This is a genomic window from Hahella sp. HNIBRBA332, from assembly GCF_030719035.1.
GTDB lineage: Bacteria > Pseudomonadota > Gammaproteobacteria > Pseudomonadales > Oleiphilaceae > Hahella.
The window spans coordinates 6,547,445-6,567,732 of record NZ_CP132203.1 but is presented as its reverse complement, the minus strand read 5'-3'; the positions used below and the strand labels follow the sequence as shown (position 1 = coordinate 6,567,732).

The following is a 20,288-nucleotide window of genomic DNA, read 5'->3' as shown; positions in this document are numbered from 1 at the left end:
TCTTCCTCTTTAAACTCGACGCTTTTTGGGAGGACGGCATCCGTTATGTGGGATCGGAGTAACATCAGTGATGTTAGTGATCTTATACCCACATGCGTTCAATGCACGAATTGCGGACTCGCGACCGGGTCCAGGTCCTTTAACCAAAACATCTAGGTTTTTTAGGCCGTATTCAGCAGCCGCATTACCGGCTCTTTCAGCTGCTACCTGCGCAGCAAAAGGTGTGCTCTTTCTGGAACCACGGAATCCGGAACCACCAGAAGTCGCCCAGCTAAGTGCGTTACCCTGACGGTCGGTAATGGTTACGATAGTGTTGTTGAATGAAGCGTGGATATGCGCTACGCCGTCAACAACGGTCTTTTTCACCTTTTTACGGGTACGTGTACCTGGTTTTGCCATGCTCTATTCCTGATACTTATTTACGAATAGGCTTACGAGGACCTTTGCGGGTGCGCGCATTTGTCTTAGTGCGCTGCCCTCGTACCGGCAAGCTATGACGGTGACGTAAACCGCGATAGCAGCCGAGATCCTTCAGCCGTTTAATGTTCATTTGCACTTCACGACGCAAATCGCCTTCAACAACAATCTTGGCGATTTCGTTCCTTAGTACGTCCAGCTGCTCCTCAGAAAGGTCTTTAACCTTGGCTTGAGGGCTAATGCCAGTTCTCTCACAAAGGCCACGTGAAGTGGTGCGCCCGATCCCATAAATATAGGTCAGGGACACTTCTGTGTGCTTGTTATCGGGGATATTGACACCCGCTATACGTGCCATCCATCTTACTCCGCATAAATGTTATTGGTAATAATTACCAACAAATTAAAAGGCGCAGAATGATAGCGCCTTCGTGTATACAAATCAAGCAACAGTGCTAAATATTAGCCTTGTTTCTGTTTGTGTCTTGGTTCTGTGCTGCAGATTACCATTACCGCGCCATTACGACGGATAATTTTGCACCCACGACACATTTTCTTTACAGATGCTCTAACTTTCATTGCTATTCTCCAGTCTCACGCCGATTACTTTAAAACTTGCTCGACTATCGGACCAAACCGCTCTTGCCGTAATTTTTCAGGTTAGACTTCTTCATGAGCGACTCATACTGATGCGACATGAGATGTGACTGAACCTGGGCCATGAAGTCCATGACAACAACAACGACAATTAATAAGGAAGTTCCACCAAAATAGAATGGAACATTCCAGGACACCACTAAAAACTGTGGCAATATAGCCACAGCTGCAATATATAAGGCGCCAAACACAGTTAAGCGGGTAAGAACGCCATCAATATACTTAGCAGTGTTTTCCCCAGGACGAATACCCGGAACAAATGCGCCGGAGCGCTTTAAATTGTCGGCAACTTCCTTGGGGTTATACATTAATGCTGTATAAAAGAAGCAGAAGAATACAACTGCTATCGCAAACAGAATAATGTATAGCGGTTGGCTTGGACCAAGCGCCTGCGAAACAACCTGTAACCACTCCATTCCTTCACCTTTGCCAAACCATTGCCCCAAAGATGCTGGGAACAAAAGAATACTAGAGGCGAATATAGGAGGAATCACACCAGCCATATTCACTTTCAAGGGAAGATGGCTGCTTTGCTGAGCGTATACCTTACGCCCTTGTTGACGACGCGCGTAGTTGATAGTGATACGGCGTTGCCCGCGCTCCATGAAAACCACGAACGCAATAATTGCAACCGCGAAAATCGCAACAGCTATTAATGTCAGTACACTCAACTCACCAAGCCGCGCTTGCTCGAATGTCTGACCGACCGCACCAGGCAAGCCCGCAACTATACCTGCGAAAATCAGCAACGAAATACCGTTACCAATTCCCCTTTCAGTAATTTGCTCGCCTACCCACATCAAAAACACTGCGCCACAAACGAAGGTAACGACAGCGACAAAGAAGAAGCTCGGTCCAGTTGTAAAGGTTACACCTTGATTCGCCAGACCGACGGAAATACCAAACGCCTGTATAGTCGCAAGCAGCACTGTACCGTACCTAGTGTACTGGCTGATTTTGCGCCTACCCGCTTCTCCCTCTTTCTTCAGTTGCTCCAGTTGCGGACTGACAACAGTCAACAACTGCATAATGATCGATGCAGAAATATAAGGCATGATACCCAGAGCAAAGATACTCATACGCTCCAGGGCTCCCCCTGAAAACATATTAAACAAGCTCAAGATAGTGCCCTGATTCTGATCAAAGAGCGCCGCGAGTCTATCGGGATTAATTCCTGGTACAGGTATGTGGGCGCCAACTCGATATACAAGTATCGCCAACAGTACGAACCAAAGCCGAGCACGAAGCTCGGCGAGGCCTTTACCTGCACCTGCGGGTAATGCGTTTAGTTTGGCCATTTATTCCTCGACTTTGCCACCTGCGGCTTGGATTGCTTCTTGCGCGCCTTTGGTCACTTTCAGTCCTTTAACAGTCACCGCACGGGTAATCTCTCCGGACAGAATAACCTTGACCTGCTTAGCCTGTTGAGCAACGATGCTAGCCGCTTTTAAAGCCGCCAAATCGATAACATCAGTACCAAGGGTGTCGATTTCACTCAGTCTAACTTCTTCAGAGAAACGGCCAACCCTAGAGGTGAAGCCGAACTTGGGCAGACGACGCTGCAAAGGCTGTTGACCGCCTTCAAAGCCTGGTCTGATAGTTCCGCCAGAGCGGGAAGTTTGACCTTTGTGGCCACGGCCACCGGTTTTACCCAGCCCGCTACCAATTCCACGGCCCAACCTTTTCGGGGACTGTTTGGAACCTTCAGCTGGCTTGAGAGTATTCATTTTCATATTACTCTCCTTCCACCTTCACTAGATAGTTAACCTTGTTAATCATACCTCTTACAGCAGCAGTATCTTCTACTTCCACAGTATGATTAATTTTTCTCAAACCCAAGCCGCGAACGCAGTCCTTGTGCTTAGGCAGGATTCCGATAGTACTCTTTACCAGAGTTACCTTAATAGTCTTTGCTGCATTGGCCATGACTTACCCCAGAATCTCTTCCACAGTCTTACCACGCTTAGCCGCAATCTCCTCAGGAGCTTGCATGGCTTTTAAGCCTTCGAACGTGGCGCGAACAACGTTAACAGGGTTGGTTGAGCCGTAACACTTAGCCAATACGTTCTGTACGCCAGCTACTTCTAATACAGCGCGCATTGCGCCACCAGCGATAATACCGGTACCTTCAGAAGCAGGCTGCATAAAGACTTTAGCGGACCCATGACGCGCCTTGACTGGATACTGCAAGGTATTGCCATTCAAGGTTACGGTAATCATGTTCTTACGGGCGGCGTCCATAGCTTTCTGAATCGCAACAGGCACTTCACGCGCTTTACCACGACCAAAACCTACTTTACCGTTCCCATCGCCAACTACGGTCAAAGCTGTGAAGCCGAAAATACGACCACCTTTAACAACCTTAGCCACGCGGTTGACCTGAACAAGCTTCTCCTGGAGCTCTGCTCCTTTTTGTTGCTCGTTATTTGTCATATATTCAACCTCTTAAAACTCGAGTCCGTTTTCCCGCGCAGCATCAGCTAACGCTTTTACACGACCATGGTACTTGAAGCCGGAACGGTCAAAAGCCACTTTGGTAATGCCTGCAGCCTTAGCTCTTTCCGCGATCATTGCGCCAACTTTACCTGCAGCTTCTACGTTGCCGGTAGCGCCTGCACGCAAATCTTTATCCAAAGTGGAAGCAGTAGCCAAAACCTTGCTTCCATCCGCGCTGATAATTTGCGCGTAGATATGACGCGGCGTCCGATTGATGCTCAATCTGTCGACACCGAGTTCACGAATTTTATAACGGGTTTTCTTAGCCCGACGTAACCGAGAAATCTTTTTGTCACTCATAGCCGCGCCCTACTTCTTCTTAGCTTCTTTAACTCGAACTTGCTCGCCGGAGTAGCGAACACCCTTTCCTTTATATGGTTCAGGCGGTCTGATACTACGGATTTCAGCAGCAACCTGCCCAACTTTTTGCTTATCGATACCACGAATCACAATTTCAGTTTGGGTGGGAGTCTCAGCTGTAATTCCCTCAGGAATTTCGAATACTACAGGGTGAGAAAAGCCAAGAGTCAGGTTGATCGCCTTGCCTTGAGCCTGCGCTCTGTAACCTACGCCGATCAGTTCTAATTTGCGCTCAAAACCTTGAGTAACGCCGAGAACCATGTTGTTGACCAACGCACGAGTGGTTCCAGCCAAAGCACGCGCTTGGTTGGAGCCTTCTTTTGGACCGAACGTCAATGCGTCATCTTCCTGCTTTACTTCAACCGAAGGATGAACAGACAAAGAAAGAGCGCCTTTACCGCCCTTGATATTAACCAGCCGACCGTCGAACTTAACCTCTACGCCAGCGGGAATCTGTACTGGATTTTTTGCTACCCTAGACATGATTCACTCCTAGAAGACGGTACAAATAACTTCACCACCAACGCCGGCTTTACGAGCTGCTCTATCAGTCATAACGCCTTTGGAAGTGGATACGATCGCGATACCTAAACCACCATTTACGGTAGGCAGGTCATTAGCGGCTTTGTACTGGCGCAGACCTGGACGGCTCACTCGGCTAATATTCTCAATAACCGGAGCGCCTTGGTAATACTTCAGTGTAATCTCAAGAACAGGCTTTGCTTCTTCACTAGCTTGAAAGTCAGTGATAAAGCCTTCTTCTTTCAAGACGTTGGCCACAGCGACCTTCATCTTTGAGGAGGGCATACGCACAGTTTCTTTTTCCGCCATCTGTGCGTTACGGATACGGGTGAACATATCCGCCAAGGTATCTTGCATACTCATTTAATAGCTCCAAACATTTTAGTTGTGCAGCGCTTTCGGCCTAACGGCCGAAAGACGCTTACCAACGGTCGAGCGTTACCAGCTTGCCTTTTTCAAACCAGGCACATCACCACGCATTGCGGCTTCGCGAAGTTTAATTCGGGACAGACGGAACTTTCTCAATACCGCATGCGGACGGCCAGTTACTTGGCAGCGATTGCGCAGTCTTGAAGGACTAGCGTCTCTCGGCAGCTTCTGCAACTTCATCTGCGCTTCCCAACGCTCTTCATCAGAGACATTCGGATTTGCAATAATGGCCTTCAACGCAGCGCGCTTCTCAGCGTACTTCGCTACGGTTTTTTCACGCTTGAGCTCGCGCTCGCGCATTCCAACTTTTGCCATATCAGTTCACCTTATTTTCTGAACGGGAAGCTGAACGCGTTAAGCAACGCTCTGCCTTCATCGTCAGTGTTTGCGGAGGTCGTGATGGTGATATCCATTCCGCGGACTTTATCGATCTTATCGTAATCGATCTCCGGGAAGATAATCTGCTCTTTCACGCCCATAGAGTAGTTTCCACGTCCGTCGAATGACTTCTGGTTCAAACCACGGAAGTCACGTACACGAGGGATAGCTACATCAACAAGACGCTCAAAGAATTCCCACATACGATCACCACGCAAAGTAACTTTGCAACCGATAGGAAAACCTTGACGGATTTTAAAGCCAGCTACGGATTTACGCGCTTTGGTTACTACAACCTTCTGACCGGTAATAGCTTCCAAGTCCGCTGCCGCCGCTTCGATCTGCTTTTTATCGCCAAGAGCTTCGCCGACACCCATGTTAAGGGTAATCTTCTCAATACGAGGCACCTGCATAACGCTGCTGTAGGACATTTCCTTCATCAGCGCAGGAATAACCTCTTTCTGATATACCTCTTTATACTTTGGCATAATCAACCACCTAACCTTTAGTTATCGACAAGTTCGTTTGTCGACTTGAAGATGCGCACTTTCTTACCGTCTTCAAGAATCTTAAAGCCAATACGATCAGGCTTATCGGTGGCTGAATTAAAGATCGCCACGTTTGAAGCTTGAATGGGCGCCTCTTTCTCGACGATGCCGCCAGCAGTACCCAACATAGGGTTTGGCTTGGTATGACGCTTAACCATATTGACGCCGCTGACAACCAGCTTACCGTCTTTCTGGACGCGATTTACTTTACCGCGCTTCCCTTTATCTCTGCCTGCTATGACGACAACTTCGTCGCCTTTTCTGATCTTGTTCATATTTGGTCTGACTCCTATAGCACTTCCGGGGCCAGCGAGATAATTTTCATAAATTTCTCGCCACGCAGTTCCCGAGTCACCGGTCCGAAAATACGAGTACCGATGGGCTGTTCCTGGTTGTTCAAAAGAACAGCGGCATTGCCATCAAAACGAATCAAGGAACCATCCTGTCTACGCACGCCCTTTCGGGTACGCACTACGACAGCTTTAAGAACCTGACCTTTCTTTACCTTTCCGCGGGGAATCGCTTCTTTAACAGAAACTTTAATCACGTCGCCGATACTTGCGTAACGACGATGTGAACCACCCAGCACTTTAATACACATTACTCGACGGGCTCCGCTGTTGTCGGCCACGTCAAGCACGGTTTGCGTCTGAATCATCGGTTATCTCCACCTAACAGCTTTGCTTGACTAGACTTTTTCGGCCCGCTCAACAATGTTCACAAGCTTCCACGACTTAGTCTTGGAAAGAGGACGAGACTCTTGAACCTGAACGGTATCGCCAATGCGACACTCATTGTTCTCGTCATGAGCATGAAGCTTGCTTGAGCGCTTAACATACTTGCCGTACAGGGGATGCTTCACGCGACGCTCTACCAGGACCACTATAGACTTGTCCATTTTGTCACTGACGACCTTGCCGGTCTCAGTGCGCACGCTTTTCTCGTTCGCGGTCATATCACTCACCTGCCTTCTGATTTAAGACTGTCTTGACACGAGCAATGTCGCGACGCACTTTACGCAGAAGATGGACTTGATTTAATTGGCCCGTCGCCTTGCGCATCCGCAAGTTGAATTGCTCTTTCAACAAAGAGATCAGTTCATTACTGAGCTCTTCCTGAGTTTTGTTTCTCAATTCTGCAGCTTTCATTTACATCACCGTTCTTGTCACAAAAGTAGTTGCGACAGGAAGTTTAGCCGCTGCAAGCGCAAACGCCTCGCGGGCCAATTCCTCACTTACCCCTTCCATTTCGTACAGCATACGGCCTGGCTCAATTTCCGCCACCCAGTATTCAACTGGACCTTTACCTTTACCCATACGGACTTCTAGAGGTTTCTTGGTAATCGGCTTATCCGGGAATATACGAATCCAGATCTTACCACCACGCTTAATACGACGAGTCATAGTACGACGCGCTGCTTCGATTTGTCGGGCAGTTATGCGTCCACGTCCAGTCGCTTTTAAACCAAATTCACCAAAACTTACTTTGTTTCCGCGTTGCGCCAAGCCAGTGTTGCGGCCTTTGTGGACTTTACGGAATTTCGTACGCTTAGGTTGCAACATTTCACTGCCCCCTACTTAGAACTTTTCTTTTTAGCTGCTTTCTTTTCAGCGCGAACCTGTTCGATACCACCCAGGATTTCGCCCTTAAAGATCCAAACCTTCACACCAATCACACCGTAAGTGGTATGCGCTTCGTGCGTAGCGTAGTCGATATCCGCACGCAGAGTGTGCAAAGGCACGCGACCTTCACGGTACCATTCGGTACGAGCAATTTCTGCACCGCCCAAACGGCCGCCAACTTGAATTTTGATACCTTTGGCGCCTTGACGCATCGCATTCTGAACTGCGCGCTTCATCGCACGACGGAACATAACGCGACGCTCCAATTGGCCGGCGACACCGGCAGCAACCAGCTTAGCATCCAAATCAGGCTTACGAATCTCTTCTATGTTGATGTGCACGGGCACTTTCATCAACTCGCCCACTTCCTGGCGCAGTCTATCAACGTCTTCACCTTTCTTACCGATCACAATACCCGGACGAGCAGTATGAATAGTAATTTTGGCGTTCTGAGGTGGACGCTCAATGACGACTTTGCTCACGGAAGCTTTCTCAAGCCTCTTCATCAGAAACTCGCGAACCTTGATATCAGTCAGCAAATGATCTGAATAGTTCTTTTTGTCTGCGTACCAGACTGAATTGTGATCTTTAACAATCCCCAGTCGAATACCGACTGGATTAACCTTTTGACCCATCTGCTATCTCCTACTCTTCGGCTACCTTGACGGTGATATGGCAAGTCCGCTTGAAAATGCGATCCGCCCGACCTTTCGCTCTAGGCTTAATCCGCTTCATTGTAGGACCTTCGTCTACGCAGATAGTGGCCACCTTCAGCTCATCAACATCCAGCCCTTCATTATGCTCAGCATTGGCGATAGCTGACTCCAGCACCTTCTTGATAATGCTAGAAGCCTTTTTGGGACTAAAGGTCAATATGTCCAACGCTTCTTCAACCCGCTTACCGCGCACCTGATCTGCAACTAAACGAGCTTTCTGAGCAGATAAGCGAGCACCAAATAATTTTGCCGCTACTTCCATCTCTATACCCTCTTACCGTTTAGCTTTCTTGTCTGCAGCGTGTCCGCGATAAGTACGTGTGGCTGCAAATTCACCCAGTTTATGGCCGACCATGTCTTCAGTCACATAGACAGGAACATGTTGACGACCGTTATGAACTGCGATAGTTAAGCCAACCATTTCCGGAAAAATGGTGGAACGACGAGACCAAGTTTTAATTGGCTTCTTGTCTTTGACTTCTACCGCTGTCTCCACTTTCTTGAGAAGGTGAAGATCAATAAATGGACCTTTCTTTAAGGAACGTGGCACGAGAGACCCCCTTACTTAGCTTTGCGACGACGCACAATCATTTTGTCTGTACGCTTGTTCTTACGAGTTTTGTAACCCTTCGTAGGAACACCCCAAGGAGTAACCGGGTGCTTACCGAAGTTACGCCCTTCACCACCACCATGCGGGTGATCAACTGGGTTCATCGCAGTACCACGAACGGTAGGTCTTACTCCACGCCAGCGTTTGGCGCCAGCTTTTCCATATACACGCAGATTGTTCTCGCTATTGGATACTTCGCCCAACGTAGCGCGACACTCAACAAGCACCTTACGCATCTCACCAGAACGCAAACGGATTGTTGCATAAGCGCCTTCACGAGCAACGACCTGGGCCGACGCGCCTGCGCTTCTAGCAATCTGGGCGCCTTTGCCTGGCTTCATTTCGATACAATGAACGACAGAACCTACAGGAATATTTCTCAGGGGCAGACAGCTTCCCACACGAATCGGAGCCTCTTGCCCGGAAGCGATTGCGTCACCTACGGATACGCCCTTAGGAGCAATAATGTAACGACGCTCTCCGTCGGCATATTTTAACAGTGCGATATGCGCGGTACGGTTGGGGTCATACTCCAAGCGCTCAACAACAGCAGGAATGCCATCTTTAGTGCGTTTAAAATCGATAACACGATACAACTGCTTATGGCCGCCGCCTTGATGGCGCACAGTGATTCGACCCGCGTTGTTTCGTCCGCCGTTCTTACGTTTTTTCTCAGTCAACGACGCCAAAGGAGCGCCTTTATGCAGTGACGGATTCGTAACAGCCACTACATGTCTACGACCGGGAGATGTTGGTTTAGTTTTAACAACTGGCATTTTCGCTCCCCCCTTACTCGACATCTACAAAATCGATAGATTGACCGGAGGCAAGACGAACATATGCCTTACGAATATCGTTGCGCTTACCCATACCTCGTGCGGTACGTTTAGTTTTGCCCTTGATATTCACAACCTGTACCGACTCAACCTTAACATCAAACAAAGCTTCAATCGCTTTTTTAATCTCGGGCTTTTTGGCATCGGCCGCCACACGGAAGACCACTTGATTGTTGATTTCCGCTAACAATGTGGCCTTTTCCGAAATATGGGGCCCAAGCAAAACCTTATAGAGCCTTTCTTGGTTCATCCCAACATCTCCTCAATTTTCTTAAGCGCAGAGACAGTAACCAGAACCTTGTCATGCGCGATAAGGCTGACAGGGTTAATAGCAACAGCGTCACACACATCGACATGCGGAATGTTACGGGAAGCCAAATACAGGTTTTGATCAACCGCATCCGCTACTATTAATACATTCTCCAGCCCAAGATCCTTCAACTTCGCATTGAATTGCTTGGTCTTTGGAGCTTCTACCGCCATTTCTTCAACAACAACCAAACGCTCCTGCCTAACAAGCTCAGACAGAATTGACTGCATTGCTGCGCGGTACATCTTTTTGTTCACTTTCTGAGAGTGATCCAGCGGCGTAGCTGCGAAAGTCTTGCCGCCGCCTCTCCAGATAGGGCTACGGATAGTACCCGCTCGAGCACGACCACTACCTTTTTGACGCCATGGTTTCTTTCCACCGCCGCTCACTTGGGAACGCGTCTTCTGGGCTTTTGAACCCTGACGGCCACCAGCCAAATAAGCGGTAACTACTTGGTGAACCAGAGCTTCGTTAAAATCTCTTGCAAAGGCCACGTCAGATACTGAAACAGTACCTTTACCCGCACCATTAATCGTTAACTCCATCTCTCACCCCTCTTATGCTTTAACCGCGGGCTTGATAACCACGTCTGCGCCGGTCGCTCCAGGAACTGCGCCCTTAATCAGAAGCAAACCTTTCTCTTCGTCGACTCTTACAATTTTCAGAGTCTGCACAGTGACGTTTTTATTTCCCATCTGGCCAGCCATTTTCTTGCCTTTGAACACTCGTCCAGGAGACTGGTTCTGACCAATAGAGCCAGGAGCGCGATGAGAAAGAGAGTTACCGTGAGTGGCATCTTGAGTAGAGAAGTTCCAGCGCTTGATAACGCCAGCAAAACCTTTACCCTTTGAACGCCCGGACACATCAACTTTTTGTCCGACTTCAAAGATAGTGACGGGGACTTCGTCGCCAACCTTGTACTCAGCAGAGTCAGTGGCGTCCAAAGTAAATTCACAAACAACACGCCCAGCTTCAACGCCAGCTTTAGCAAAATGACCCGCCATGGGCTTATTTACACGCGACGCTTTAACTGAACCAGAAGCCACTTGAATTGCCCGATAACCATCAACCTCAAGGCTTTTAACTTGAGCAATGACGTTTTTCTCGACCTGAATCACAGTGACCGGGACGGCTGCGCCGTCATCTTCAAACAAACGAGTCATGCCAGCCTTACGGCCGACCAAACCAATCGCCATTTTTCACCTCTTAGTGCACGGGGCTTTCACCCTCTATGGCCACATACAAAAGTGTTACACCAATGAAGCGACGCATTATGCGTCAATCTTGCTTAGCCTAAGCTAATTTGGACATCAACGCCCGCAGCAAGATCCAGCTTCATCAGTGCGTCTACAGTTTTTTCTGTAGGCTCAACAATATCCAACAAACGCTTATGTGTGCGAATCTCATACTGATCGCGCGCATCTTTATTTACGTGCGGGGAGATTAACACCGTAAAGCGTTCTTTTTTGGTTGGCAAAGGAATAGGCCCGCGAACTTGCGCACCGGTACGTTTTGCCGTATCAACAATCTCTTGCGTTGACTGATCGATCAAACGATAGTCGAACGCTTTTAGCCTGATTCTAATTTTCTGGCCTTGCATTTATTTACTCCGAATCCAACGACGGAAGACAGCCATACCCTACAAAAAGGAGCCGCATTTTAAGCAGCTGGCCATTTCCTGTCAAGAGCACTTTTTAAACAGCTCAATAAAAAAGGGGGAGCAAACTCCCCCTTTACCTTATGACTGGCTAGTCTTACTCGAAAATTTTAGCAACAACACCAGCGCCAACTGTACGGCCGCCTTCACGAATCGCGAAGCGCAAACCTTCTTCCATCGCGATTGGAGCGATCAGGCTGACTTTCATTTTTACGTTGTCGCCAGGCATAACCATCTCTACGCCTTCTGGCAATTCGCACGCACCAGTTACATCCGTTGTACGGAAGTAGAACTGAGGACGATAACCTTTGAAGAAAGGAGTGTGACGGCCACCCTCGTCTTTGCTCAGCACGTATACTTCTGACTCAAAAACGGTGTGCGGAGTAATAGTTCCTGGCTTAGCCAATACTTGACCACGCTCTACGTCATCACGCTTGGTGCCGCGCAACAATACGCCAACGTTCTCACCAGCGCGACCTTCGTCCAGCAGCTTACGGAACATCTCAACGCCAGTACAGGTAGTCTTCGTGGTATCCTTGATACCAACAATCTCAACTTCCTCGCCAACTTTGATAATGCCACGCTCTACACGACCAGTTACAACTGTACCGCGACCAGAGATAGAGAATACGTCTTCAATCGGCATCAGGAACGGCTTATCAATTGCACGCTCAGGCTCTGGGATGTACGCATCCAGAGTTTCAACCAGCTTCTTAACAGCACTGGTGCCCATGCCATTATCATCTTTACCTTCCAGCGCCAACAACGCGGAGCCAACGATGATTGGAGTATCGTCACCTGGGAACTCGTACTGGCTCAGCAGGTCGCGAACTTCCATCTCAACCAGTTCCAACAACTCTTCGTCGTCAACCATGTCCGCTTTATTCAGGAACACAACGATATATGGAACGCCAACCTGGCGCGCCAACAGGATGTGCTCACGAGTCTGAGGCATAGGGCCGTCAGCCGCGGAACATACCAATATAGCGCCGTCCATCTGAGCCGCACCAGTGATCATGTTCTTCACATAGTCAGCGTGCCCAGGGCAATCAACGTGCGCATAGTGACGAATAGGGGATTCGTACTCAACGTGAGAAGTCGCGATAGTAATACCACGCGCCTTTTCTTCTGGAGCATTATCGATACCGTCAAACGCTACCGCCTGACCACCCCAAACTTCAGAACATACGCGGGTCAAGGCCGCTGTCAAAGTAGTCTTACCGTGGTCAACGTGACCAATGGTGCCTACGTTTACGTGCGGCTTGCTGCGTTCAAACTTTTCTTTTGCCACAGTTAGTTCCTCTCTAAATCACTATTCTAAAAAGTTTCAACTACGAATGATTAAACTATTTGCTACGTGCGCTAATAATAGCTTCAGCAACATTGTTTGGAGCTTCCGCATACTGAGCGAACTCCATCGTATATGTTGCACGACCCTGAGTTGCTGAGCGCAGATCAGTGGCGTAGCCAAACATCTCAGCCAAAGGCACCTCTGCATTCACAACCTTACCAGACACGCTTTCATCCATACCCTGAATCAAGCCGCGACGTCGGTTCAAATCACCCACTACGTCACCCATATTTTCTTCAGGAGTGACCACCTCAACCTTCATAATAGGCTCAAGCAGTACGGCACCACCCTTGCCTGCAAGCTGCTTGGTAGCCATGCTGGCGGCAATTTTGAACGCCATCTCGTTAGAGTCAACGTCGTGGTAGGATCCATCAAAAACAGTCGCCTTCAAAGCCAACAAAGGATAGCCAGCCAGAATACCGTTTTGCATCTGCTCTTCGATACCCTTTTGAATTGCGGGAATATACTCCTTCGGAACCACACCACCCACAATCTCATTCACAAATTCCAGCCCCTCGCCTTCTGCGCGCGGCTCAAACTTGATCCAGACGTGACCATACTGACCACGACCACCGGACTGACGAACAAACTTACCTTCGATTTCACAGGTATTGCGAATAGCCTCGCGGTATGCGACTTGAGGCTTACCAATATTCGCCTCAACCTTGAACTCGCGACGCATACGGTCAACGATAATATCAAGGTGCAACTCACCCATTCCTGAGATAATAGTCTGACCAGTCTCCTCATCAGTCTTAACACGGAAAGATGGATCCTCCTGAGCCAACTTGCCCAGAGCAATACCCATTTTCTCTTGATCCGCCTTAGACTTAGGCTCTACTGCAACAGAAATAACCGGATCCGGGAATTCCATACGCTCCAGAGTAATGATGTTATCCGGATCACACAATGTATCACCAGTTGTAACATCTTTAAGACCAATCATCGCCGCGATGTCGCCAGCGCGAACCTCCTTGATCTCTTCACGGTTGTTTGAGTGCATTTGCACCATCCGACCGATCCGCTCTTTCTTACTCTTAACCGGGTTATAAACACCCGTGCCTGACTCCAGAACACCTGAGTAAACGCGAATAAAGGTAAGCGTTCCAACGAATGGGTCCGTAGCAATCTTAAACGCCAGCGCTGAAAACGGCTCATTATCGTCAGACTTGCGTACCGCGACAGTTTCTCCGTCATCCAGTATACCTTCGATCGCCTTGACTTCTGTTGGCGAAGGCAGATATTCAATAACAGCGTCAAGCACCGCCTGAACACCCTTGTTCTTGAATGCGGAACCGCCCAATACAGGAACTATTTCGTTAGCCAAGGTGCGAGCACGGATGCCAGCTTTGATTTCTTCCTCAGTTAACTCGCCTTCTTCCAGATACTTATTCATGTAGTCGTCATTAGCTTCAGCAGCAGCCTCAACTAATTGCTCACGAAGCTTAGCGCACTTCTCCTGAAGGTCAGCCGGAATATCCTGGTATTCAAAGGTCATACCTTGATCGGCTTCGTTCCAGATGATCGACTTCATCTTGACCAGGTCAACCACACCTTTAAACTCGTCTTCAGCACCAATAGTCATCTGAAGAGGAACGGGGGTAGCACCCAATCGATCTTTCAACTGCTTAACAACACGCTCAAAGTTAGCGCCTGCACGGTCCATTTTATTAACGAACACCATGCGAGGAACTTCGTATTTGTTAGCCTGACGCCATACAGTCTCTGTTTGCGGCTGAACACCGGAAGAGCCACAAAGCACAACCACTGCGCCGTCTAAAACACGCAGCGAGCGCTCAACTTCAATTGTAAAGTCAACGTGCCCAGGAGTATCGATGATATTGACGCGGTGCTGATCAAACTGCTGCTGCATACCAGCCCAGAAACAAGTCGTCGCCGCGGAAGTAATAGTAATACCGCGCTCTTGCTCCTGCTCCATCCAGTCCATTGTTGCTGCGCCGTCGTGCACCTCACCAATCTTATGAGAAAGACCGGTATAAAACAGAACACGCTCCGTTGTCGTGGTTTTACCTGCATCAACGTGAGCACAGATACCGATATTACGGTAGCGCTCTATGGGAGTTTTACGTGCCACGATTAATTACTCCAAATATTAAAAACGGTAATGGGAGAAAGCCTTGTTAGCTTCCGCCATACGATGGACGTCTTCACGCTTCTTGACAGCAGCCCCACGACCTTCAGCAGCCTCCAGCATCTCTGCCGCTAGGCGCGCAGCCATGGACTTCTCACCACGCTTACGGGAGTACTCAACCAACCAACGCATAGACAGCGCCATTTGACGAGATGGACGAACTTCTACGGGCACTTGGTAGGTGGCGCCACCTACACGACGGGATTTAACCTCTACCAGAGGTTGGATGTTTTCCAGAGCAAGCTCAAATGTTTCAATCGGCTCTTTTTTGGCTTTGTTGGACACAATATCCAGAGCACCATAAACAATACGCTCCGCCACTGACTTCTTACCACTTTCCATCACATGGTTGATAAATTTAGCCAGCTTCTTACTTCCGAACTTAGGGTCCGGCAGGATTTCACGCTTCGCAGCGACTCTTCTTCTTGGCATGATAAGCCCTCAAAAATAAAAAAGGTCTTCAGGTAAATCTGACATAACTCAAAGTCAGCCAGCCTTACTCTTATCCAACAACTATTATCAAGACTTCGGACGCTTGGCGCCGTATTTTGAACGACCTTGTCTACGATCGTTTACGCCAGCAGTATCCAAAGTTCCACGTACAGTGTGATAGCGTACGCCTGGCAAGTCTTTTACCCGGCCTCCGCGAATCAACACAACGCTATGCTCTTGCAGGTTATGACCTTCACCACCAATATAGGAGGTTACTTCATAGCCATTCGTCAAACGAACACGACATACTTTCCGCAAAGCTGAGTTCGGCTTTTTAGGGGTAGTCGTATATACACGGGTACATACGCCGCGACGCTGCGGACAACCTTGAAGCGCAGGAACGTCGCTTTTTGCGACCTTACGGCTTCTAGGCTTGCGTACCAATTGGTTAATGGTTGCCATTCAAGCTTACTCCGTTAACAACAGATAGATATTTAGTGCCCAACTAATAAGGGCGCCAAGTGTACTGACGCCCAATCAACGAGTCAAGGCGACCAAGGCTAAAAAACCACCAGCCACCTTCGACCTTGCAGATTATTTATTCAGTTCTGCGCTCAACGCCTGAACAACATCTGCCGCGCTAACGCCGCCTTCCTTCTGCATACGTTTGCGTTTTCTCTCTTGGTGGTAAGCCGAACCCGTTCCAGCAGGAATCAGTCGCCCTACAACCACGTTTTCTTTCAAACCACGCAAGTGATCCTGCTTGCCAGTTACAGCCGCCTCGGTCAAAACGCGAGTAGTTTCCTGGAACGATGCTGCGGAAATGAAGCTTTCTGTCGCCAAAGATGCTTTAGTTATACCCAGCAATACTCGCTCGTAACGCGCAGGCATCTTCGTTTCTTCTTCCGCTTTCTCGTTTTCCTCCAGGACTTTTACCAGCTCAACCTGGTCTCCTTTAATGAGAGTGGTATCCCCAGAGCTCAATACATCAACCTTACGAATCATTTGGCGCACGATAACTTCAATATGCTTGTCGTTTATAACAACGCCTTGGAGACGGTATACGTCTTGAATTTCGTTAATGATGTACTTGGCCAGCTCACCAACCCCCAACAATCTTAAGATGTCGTGCGGATTAGATGGGCCGTCTGAGATAACCTCTCCTCTTTCTACGCTCTCACCTTCGAATACGTTTAGCTGACGCCATTTAGGAATCAAAATCTCAAACGGATCAGTATTATCGGTTGGCGTAATAACAAGACGTTTCTTCCCTTTCGTTTCTTTACCAAACGAAACGATCCCTGAAATTTCAGCAAGAATAGATGGCTCTTTAGGCTTACGAGCCTCGAATAAGTCGGCAACTCGTGGCAGACCACCTGTAATGTCCCGTGTCTTAGATGACTCTTGCGGAATCCTCGCAATTACATCACCAACTTCAACAGTATCCCCATTCTTCAAACTGAAAAGTGAGTTTGGAGGCAGGAAGTACTGTACTGGCGTATCAGTACCTGGGAACTTCATCTCTTTGCCATTAGCATCCAGCAATTGCAGCATCGGACGAATATCTTTTCCAGAAGCCGGGCGATCCTTCGGATCCATTACCTCAATGTTCGACAGACCTGTAATTTCATCTGTCTGGGTCTTAACAGTAATACCCTCTTCAACGCCAACAAAGATCGCTTTACCACCAACCTCTGTGATAATCGGGTGCGTATGCGGGTCCCATTTGGCGACGATTTCGCCTGCCGCAACCTGCTGTCCTTGCTTCACGCTCAGCTCAACGCCGTAAGGAAGTTTATACCACTCCCTTTCCCGACCGGCTTCGTCTGCAATCGCCAAAGCTGATGATCGAGAGACAACAACCAGATTGCCATTCTTTCTCTCGATGTGCTTAAGGTTATGCAAACGGACAGTTCCGCCATGCTTAACTTGAATGTTATCGACTGCAGAAGCTCTCGATGCCGCACCACCGATGTGGAAAGTACGCATCGTCAGCTGAGTTCCAGGCTCACCGATGGACTGGGCAGCGATTACACCAATAGCTTCACCGACGTTAACCAAGTGGCCACGCGCCAGATCACGACCATAACAGCTTGCACAGACGCCATATTTGGTTTCACAAGTAATAGGAGAGCGAACCAAAATCTCGTCAACACCAGCCTTTTCAAGCGTTTCTACAGTCGTCTCGTCAAGCAATGTTCCCGCTGGAACAACAACATTCTGGTTGTCGGATGCGGAGTACACATCGCTTGCTGTGACACGCCCCAGCACTCGATCGCCCAGAGGAACAACAACATCCCCCCCTTCAATATGAGGAGTAACCAGCAGACCTTCGGAAGTACCGCAATCCAAATCAGTTACAACCAAATCTTGGGCGACATCAACCAGACGACGAGTCAAGTATCCAGAGTTAGCAGTTTTCAATGCTGTATCCGCCAGCCCCTTCCGCGCCCCGTGCGTAGATATAAAGTACTGGAGAACGTTCAGACCTTCCCGGAAGTTAGCCGTAATAGGCGTCTCGATGATAGATCCATCGGGCTTCGCCATCAGGCCACGCATACCAGCCAACTGACGAATCTGAGCCGCAGAACCCCGCGCGCCAGAGTCAGCCATGATGTAAACGGAGTTAAAGGAATCCTGATCGACTTCTTTACCGTCCTTATTAACGACTTTTTCTTTCCCAAGACGATCCATCATCGCTTTGGAGACTTTATCGTTGGCGCGCGACCAAATATCGATAACCTTGTTGTACTTCTCGCCCTGAGTTAGCAGACCGGAAGCAAACTGCGATTCAATCTCTTTAACTTCATTTTCCGCAGCGTCAATAATCTTCGCCTTCTCATCAGGAATAACGAAGTCGTTCACACCAATTGATGCTCCCGAGAGAGTCGCGTAATAAAAGCCGGTATACATTATCTGGTCAGCAAAAATGACCGTTTCCTTTAGACCAACTCGACGGTAGCAGGCGTTAATCAAACGTGAAATCGCCTTTTTCGTCATGTTCTGGTTAACCAGCGAGAACGCGAGACCTTCAGGGAAAATATCAAATAGCAACGCTCGACCAACAGTCGTATCAAGTACAGACACAGTGACAGTCTTGTTGCGCTCTTCGTCGATGACTACGTCGCGAATTCGAACTTTGACCTTCGCCTGGAGGTCAACCTTCTTAGCTCCGTAGGCGCGCTGGACCTCCTTAATATCGGAGAACACCATCCCCTCGCCCTTGGCATTAATTCGCTCCCTGGTCATAAAGTAGAGACCAAGAACAACGTCCTGCGAAGGAACAATAATAGGATCCCCGTTAGCAGGCGAAAGGATGTTGTTTGTAGACATCATCAACGCACGCGCTTCCAACTGAGCTTCCAACGTCAGAGGAACGTGTACAGCCATCTGGTCACCGTCAAAGTCAGCGTTATATGCTGTACACACTAACGGATGCAACTGTATCGCTTTACCTTCGATCAGAACAGGTTCGAACGCTTGAATACCCAACCGGTGAAGAGTTGGCGCACGGTTCAACATAACAGGGTGTTCCCGGATAACCTCGTCCAGAATATCCCAAACCACAGCCTCTTCACGCTCGACCATCTTCTTGGCTGCTTTAATCGTTGTAGCCAAACCACGATGCTCAAGCTTGGAGAAAATAAACGGCTTAAATAGCTCCAGCGCCATCTTCTTGGGCAAACCACACTGATGCAGACGCAAAGTTGGCCCTACGACGATTACGGAGCGACCCGAGTAATCAACCCGCTTACCAAGAAGGTTCTGACGGAAACGGCCCTGCTTACCTTTGATCATGTCAGCCAAAGACTTCAGCGGACGCTTATTGGAACCGGTAATCGCACGACCGCGACGACCGTTATCCAGCAGTGCGTCCACAGACTCCTGCAACATTCGCTTCTCGTTACGTACGATGATGTCTGGAGCATTCAGCTCTAATAGGCGCTTCAAACGGTTATTTCGGTTGATGACACGACGATACAGATCATTCAAGTCACTTGTAGCGAATCGACCACCGTCAAGAGGCACCAATGGACGCAGATCAGGAGGCAGAACTGGCAATACAGTCAGGATCATCCATTCCGGATGGTTTCCGGACTCAGCAAAAGCCTCCATAAGCTTCAAACGCTTGGATAGCTTTTTGATTTTAGTCTCGGAGTTAGTATTTGGAATTTCTTCACGAAGACGCTCAATTTCGTCCTCTAACTCCAAATCAGCCAGCAGTCCTTGGATTGCTTCGGCGCCCATGCGTGCGTCAAATTCATCTCCGAACTCTTCCAAAGCTTCGTAATACTGCTCATCAGAAAGCAGCTGCCCTTTTTCAAGGGTAGTCATGCCTGGATCAATGACGATGAATGACTCGAAATACAAAACGCGTTCGATATCACGCAGAGTCATATCCAACAGCAAGCCGATACGCGAAGGAAGAGATTTCAAAAACCAGATATGCGCAACTGGCGAGGCCAATTCAATATGCCCCATACGCTCACGACGAACATTGGCCGGAGCAACTTCTACGCCGCACTTCTCACAAATAACGCCTCTATGCTTGAGACGCTTATATTTTCCACAAAGACATTCATAATCTTTGATTGGGCCGAAAATTTTGGCGCAGAAGAGGCCGTCCCTTTCCGGCTTGAAAGTTCTGTAGTTAATGGTTTCAGGCTTTTTGACTTCACCAAATGACCATGAACGGATCATATCAGGCGACGCCAAGGAAATACGAATCGAGTCAAACTCGTGAGCGTAGTTCTGGTTTTTAAGTAAGTTCAGCAAATCTTTCATTGGCTAAGGCCTC

30 protein-coding genes are annotated in these 20,288 nt (G+C 48.7%); all 30 read right to left on the bottom strand.

Features of this window, described 5'->3' with window-relative positions:
• Positions 1-9: 9 nt before the first annotated feature.
• Entirely contained in the window at positions 10-399 is a 390-nt protein-coding gene (gene rpsK / locus O5O45_RS29280) for a 30S ribosomal protein S11 (protein WP_011399897.1), read from the bottom strand.
• A 16-nt stretch (positions 400-415) separates the two neighbouring features.
• Entirely contained in the window at positions 416-772 is a 357-nt protein-coding gene (gene rpsM, locus O5O45_RS29275; RefSeq protein ID WP_305902796.1) for a 30S ribosomal protein S13, read from the bottom strand.
• A 104-nt stretch (positions 773-876) separates the two neighbouring features.
• The gene (gene rpmJ, locus O5O45_RS29270) at positions 877-993 is read right to left on the bottom strand and encodes a 50S ribosomal protein L36 (protein WP_011399899.1); all 117 of its coding nucleotides are present in this window, start codon (positions 991-993) and stop codon (positions 877-879) included.
• 44 nt (positions 994-1,037) lie between these two features.
• Positions 1,038-2,369, bottom strand: coding sequence for a preprotein translocase subunit SecY (secY, locus tag O5O45_RS29265; protein ID WP_305902795.1), 1,332 nt, complete (start codon positions 2,367-2,369; stop codon positions 1,038-1,040).
• Positions 2,370-2,804 carry a 50S ribosomal protein L15 gene (gene rplO / locus O5O45_RS29260; protein ID WP_305902794.1) on the bottom strand — a complete coding sequence of 145 codons (435 nt, stop codon included), beginning with the start codon at positions 2,802-2,804 and terminating at the stop codon, positions 2,370-2,372.
• Between the two features lies 1 nt (position 2,805).
• Complete coding sequence (gene rpmD, locus O5O45_RS29255) at positions 2,806-2,997, bottom strand: 50S ribosomal protein L30 (protein WP_011399902.1); 192 nt, start codon at positions 2,995-2,997, stop codon at positions 2,806-2,808.
• Between the two features lie 3 nt (positions 2,998-3,000).
• Positions 3,001-3,504 carry a 30S ribosomal protein S5 gene (rpsE, locus tag O5O45_RS29250; RefSeq protein ID WP_011399903.1) on the bottom strand — a complete coding sequence of 168 codons (504 nt, stop codon included), beginning with the start codon at positions 3,502-3,504 and terminating at the stop codon, positions 3,001-3,003.
• Positions 3,505-3,516: 12 nt separating this feature from the next.
• Positions 3,517-3,867: a 50S ribosomal protein L18 gene (gene rplR, locus O5O45_RS29245; RefSeq protein WP_011399904.1), complete on the bottom strand. Its 351-nt coding sequence runs from the start codon at positions 3,865-3,867 to the stop codon at positions 3,517-3,519.
• A gap of 9 nt (positions 3,868-3,876) precedes the next feature.
• The gene (rplF, locus tag O5O45_RS29240; RefSeq protein ID WP_305902793.1) at positions 3,877-4,410 is read right to left on the bottom strand and encodes a 50S ribosomal protein L6; all 534 of its coding nucleotides are present in this window, start codon (positions 4,408-4,410) and stop codon (positions 3,877-3,879) included.
• 9 nt (positions 4,411-4,419) lie between these two features.
• On the bottom strand, positions 4,420-4,812 hold the full coding sequence (gene rpsH, locus O5O45_RS29235; protein WP_305902792.1) for a 30S ribosomal protein S8: 393 nt from the start codon (positions 4,810-4,812) through the stop codon (positions 4,420-4,422).
• 75 nt (positions 4,813-4,887) lie between these two features.
• A complete protein-coding gene (rpsN, locus tag O5O45_RS29230) occupies positions 4,888-5,193 on the bottom strand; it encodes a 30S ribosomal protein S14 (RefSeq protein WP_011399907.1) in 306 nt (101 codons plus the stop codon).
• Between the two features lie 11 nt (positions 5,194-5,204).
• Positions 5,205-5,744, bottom strand: coding sequence for a 50S ribosomal protein L5 (rplE, locus tag O5O45_RS29225; protein WP_011399908.1), 540 nt, complete (start codon positions 5,742-5,744; stop codon positions 5,205-5,207).
• 17 nt (positions 5,745-5,761) lie between these two features.
• On the bottom strand, positions 5,762-6,079 hold the full coding sequence (gene rplX / locus O5O45_RS29220) for a 50S ribosomal protein L24 (RefSeq protein ID WP_011399909.1): 318 nt from the start codon (positions 6,077-6,079) through the stop codon (positions 5,762-5,764).
• A gap of 14 nt (positions 6,080-6,093) precedes the next feature.
• Entirely contained in the window at positions 6,094-6,462 is a 369-nt protein-coding gene (rplN, locus tag O5O45_RS29215; protein ID WP_011399910.1) for a 50S ribosomal protein L14, read from the bottom strand.
• Between the two features lie 30 nt (positions 6,463-6,492).
• The gene (gene rpsQ, locus O5O45_RS29210; RefSeq protein ID WP_011399911.1) at positions 6,493-6,759 is read right to left on the bottom strand and encodes a 30S ribosomal protein S17; all 267 of its coding nucleotides are present in this window, start codon (positions 6,757-6,759) and stop codon (positions 6,493-6,495) included.
• A 1-nt stretch (position 6,760) separates the two neighbouring features.
• Positions 6,761-6,952 (bottom strand): 50S ribosomal protein L29, encoded by a 192-nt coding sequence (gene rpmC / locus O5O45_RS29205; protein ID WP_127973655.1) that lies wholly within the window; start codon positions 6,950-6,952, stop codon positions 6,761-6,763.
• The gene (gene rplP / locus O5O45_RS29200) at positions 6,953-7,366 is read right to left on the bottom strand and encodes a 50S ribosomal protein L16 (RefSeq protein WP_127973656.1); all 414 of its coding nucleotides are present in this window, start codon (positions 7,364-7,366) and stop codon (positions 6,953-6,955) included. It abuts the gene before it with no gap.
• A gap of 11 nt (positions 7,367-7,377) precedes the next feature.
• The gene (rpsC, locus tag O5O45_RS29195; protein WP_305902791.1) at positions 7,378-8,061 is read right to left on the bottom strand and encodes a 30S ribosomal protein S3; all 684 of its coding nucleotides are present in this window, start codon (positions 8,059-8,061) and stop codon (positions 7,378-7,380) included.
• A gap of 10 nt (positions 8,062-8,071) precedes the next feature.
• Positions 8,072-8,404 carry a 50S ribosomal protein L22 gene (gene rplV / locus O5O45_RS29190; RefSeq protein WP_011399915.1) on the bottom strand — a complete coding sequence of 111 codons (333 nt, stop codon included), beginning with the start codon at positions 8,402-8,404 and terminating at the stop codon, positions 8,072-8,074.
• 12 nt (positions 8,405-8,416) lie between these two features.
• A complete protein-coding gene (rpsS, locus tag O5O45_RS29185; protein WP_011399916.1) occupies positions 8,417-8,692 on the bottom strand; it encodes a 30S ribosomal protein S19 in 276 nt (91 codons plus the stop codon).
• 11 nt (positions 8,693-8,703) lie between these two features.
• Entirely contained in the window at positions 8,704-9,528 is an 825-nt protein-coding gene (gene rplB / locus O5O45_RS29180; RefSeq protein WP_011399917.1) for a 50S ribosomal protein L2, read from the bottom strand.
• A 13-nt stretch (positions 9,529-9,541) separates the two neighbouring features.
• Complete coding sequence (gene rplW / locus O5O45_RS29175; protein ID WP_305902790.1) at positions 9,542-9,838, bottom strand: 50S ribosomal protein L23; 297 nt, start codon at positions 9,836-9,838, stop codon at positions 9,542-9,544.
• Positions 9,835-10,443 carry a 50S ribosomal protein L4 gene (rplD, locus tag O5O45_RS29170; protein ID WP_011399919.1) on the bottom strand — a complete coding sequence of 203 codons (609 nt, stop codon included), beginning with the start codon at positions 10,441-10,443 and terminating at the stop codon, positions 9,835-9,837. The genes rplW and rplD overlap by 4 nt, the downstream gene beginning before the upstream one ends.
• Before the next feature lie 12 nt (positions 10,444-10,455).
• Positions 10,456-11,094, bottom strand: a complete 639-nt coding sequence (rplC, locus tag O5O45_RS29165) for a 50S ribosomal protein L3 (RefSeq protein ID WP_305902789.1) — start codon at positions 11,092-11,094, stop codon at positions 10,456-10,458.
• A gap of 92 nt (positions 11,095-11,186) precedes the next feature.
• A complete protein-coding gene (gene rpsJ / locus O5O45_RS29160; protein WP_011399921.1) occupies positions 11,187-11,498 on the bottom strand; it encodes a 30S ribosomal protein S10 in 312 nt (103 codons plus the stop codon).
• Between the two features lie 154 nt (positions 11,499-11,652).
• Entirely contained in the window at positions 11,653-12,846 is a 1,194-nt protein-coding gene (gene tuf / locus O5O45_RS29155; RefSeq protein WP_305902780.1) for an elongation factor Tu, read from the bottom strand.
• Between the two features lie 55 nt (positions 12,847-12,901).
• Entirely contained in the window at positions 12,902-15,001 is a 2,100-nt protein-coding gene (gene fusA / locus O5O45_RS29150) for an elongation factor G (RefSeq protein WP_305902788.1), read from the bottom strand.
• An 18-nt stretch (positions 15,002-15,019) separates the two neighbouring features.
• Positions 15,020-15,490, bottom strand: coding sequence for a 30S ribosomal protein S7 (gene rpsG, locus O5O45_RS29145; RefSeq protein WP_011399924.1), 471 nt, complete (start codon positions 15,488-15,490; stop codon positions 15,020-15,022).
• Between the two features lie 87 nt (positions 15,491-15,577).
• Positions 15,578-15,952, bottom strand: coding sequence for a 30S ribosomal protein S12 (gene rpsL / locus O5O45_RS29140; protein ID WP_127973663.1), 375 nt, complete (start codon positions 15,950-15,952; stop codon positions 15,578-15,580).
• Between the two features lie 132 nt (positions 15,953-16,084).
• Positions 16,085-20,275, bottom strand: a complete 4,191-nt coding sequence (gene rpoC, locus O5O45_RS29135) for a DNA-directed RNA polymerase subunit beta' (protein WP_305902787.1) — start codon at positions 20,273-20,275, stop codon at positions 16,085-16,087.
• Positions 20,276-20,288: the final 13 nt, after the last annotated feature.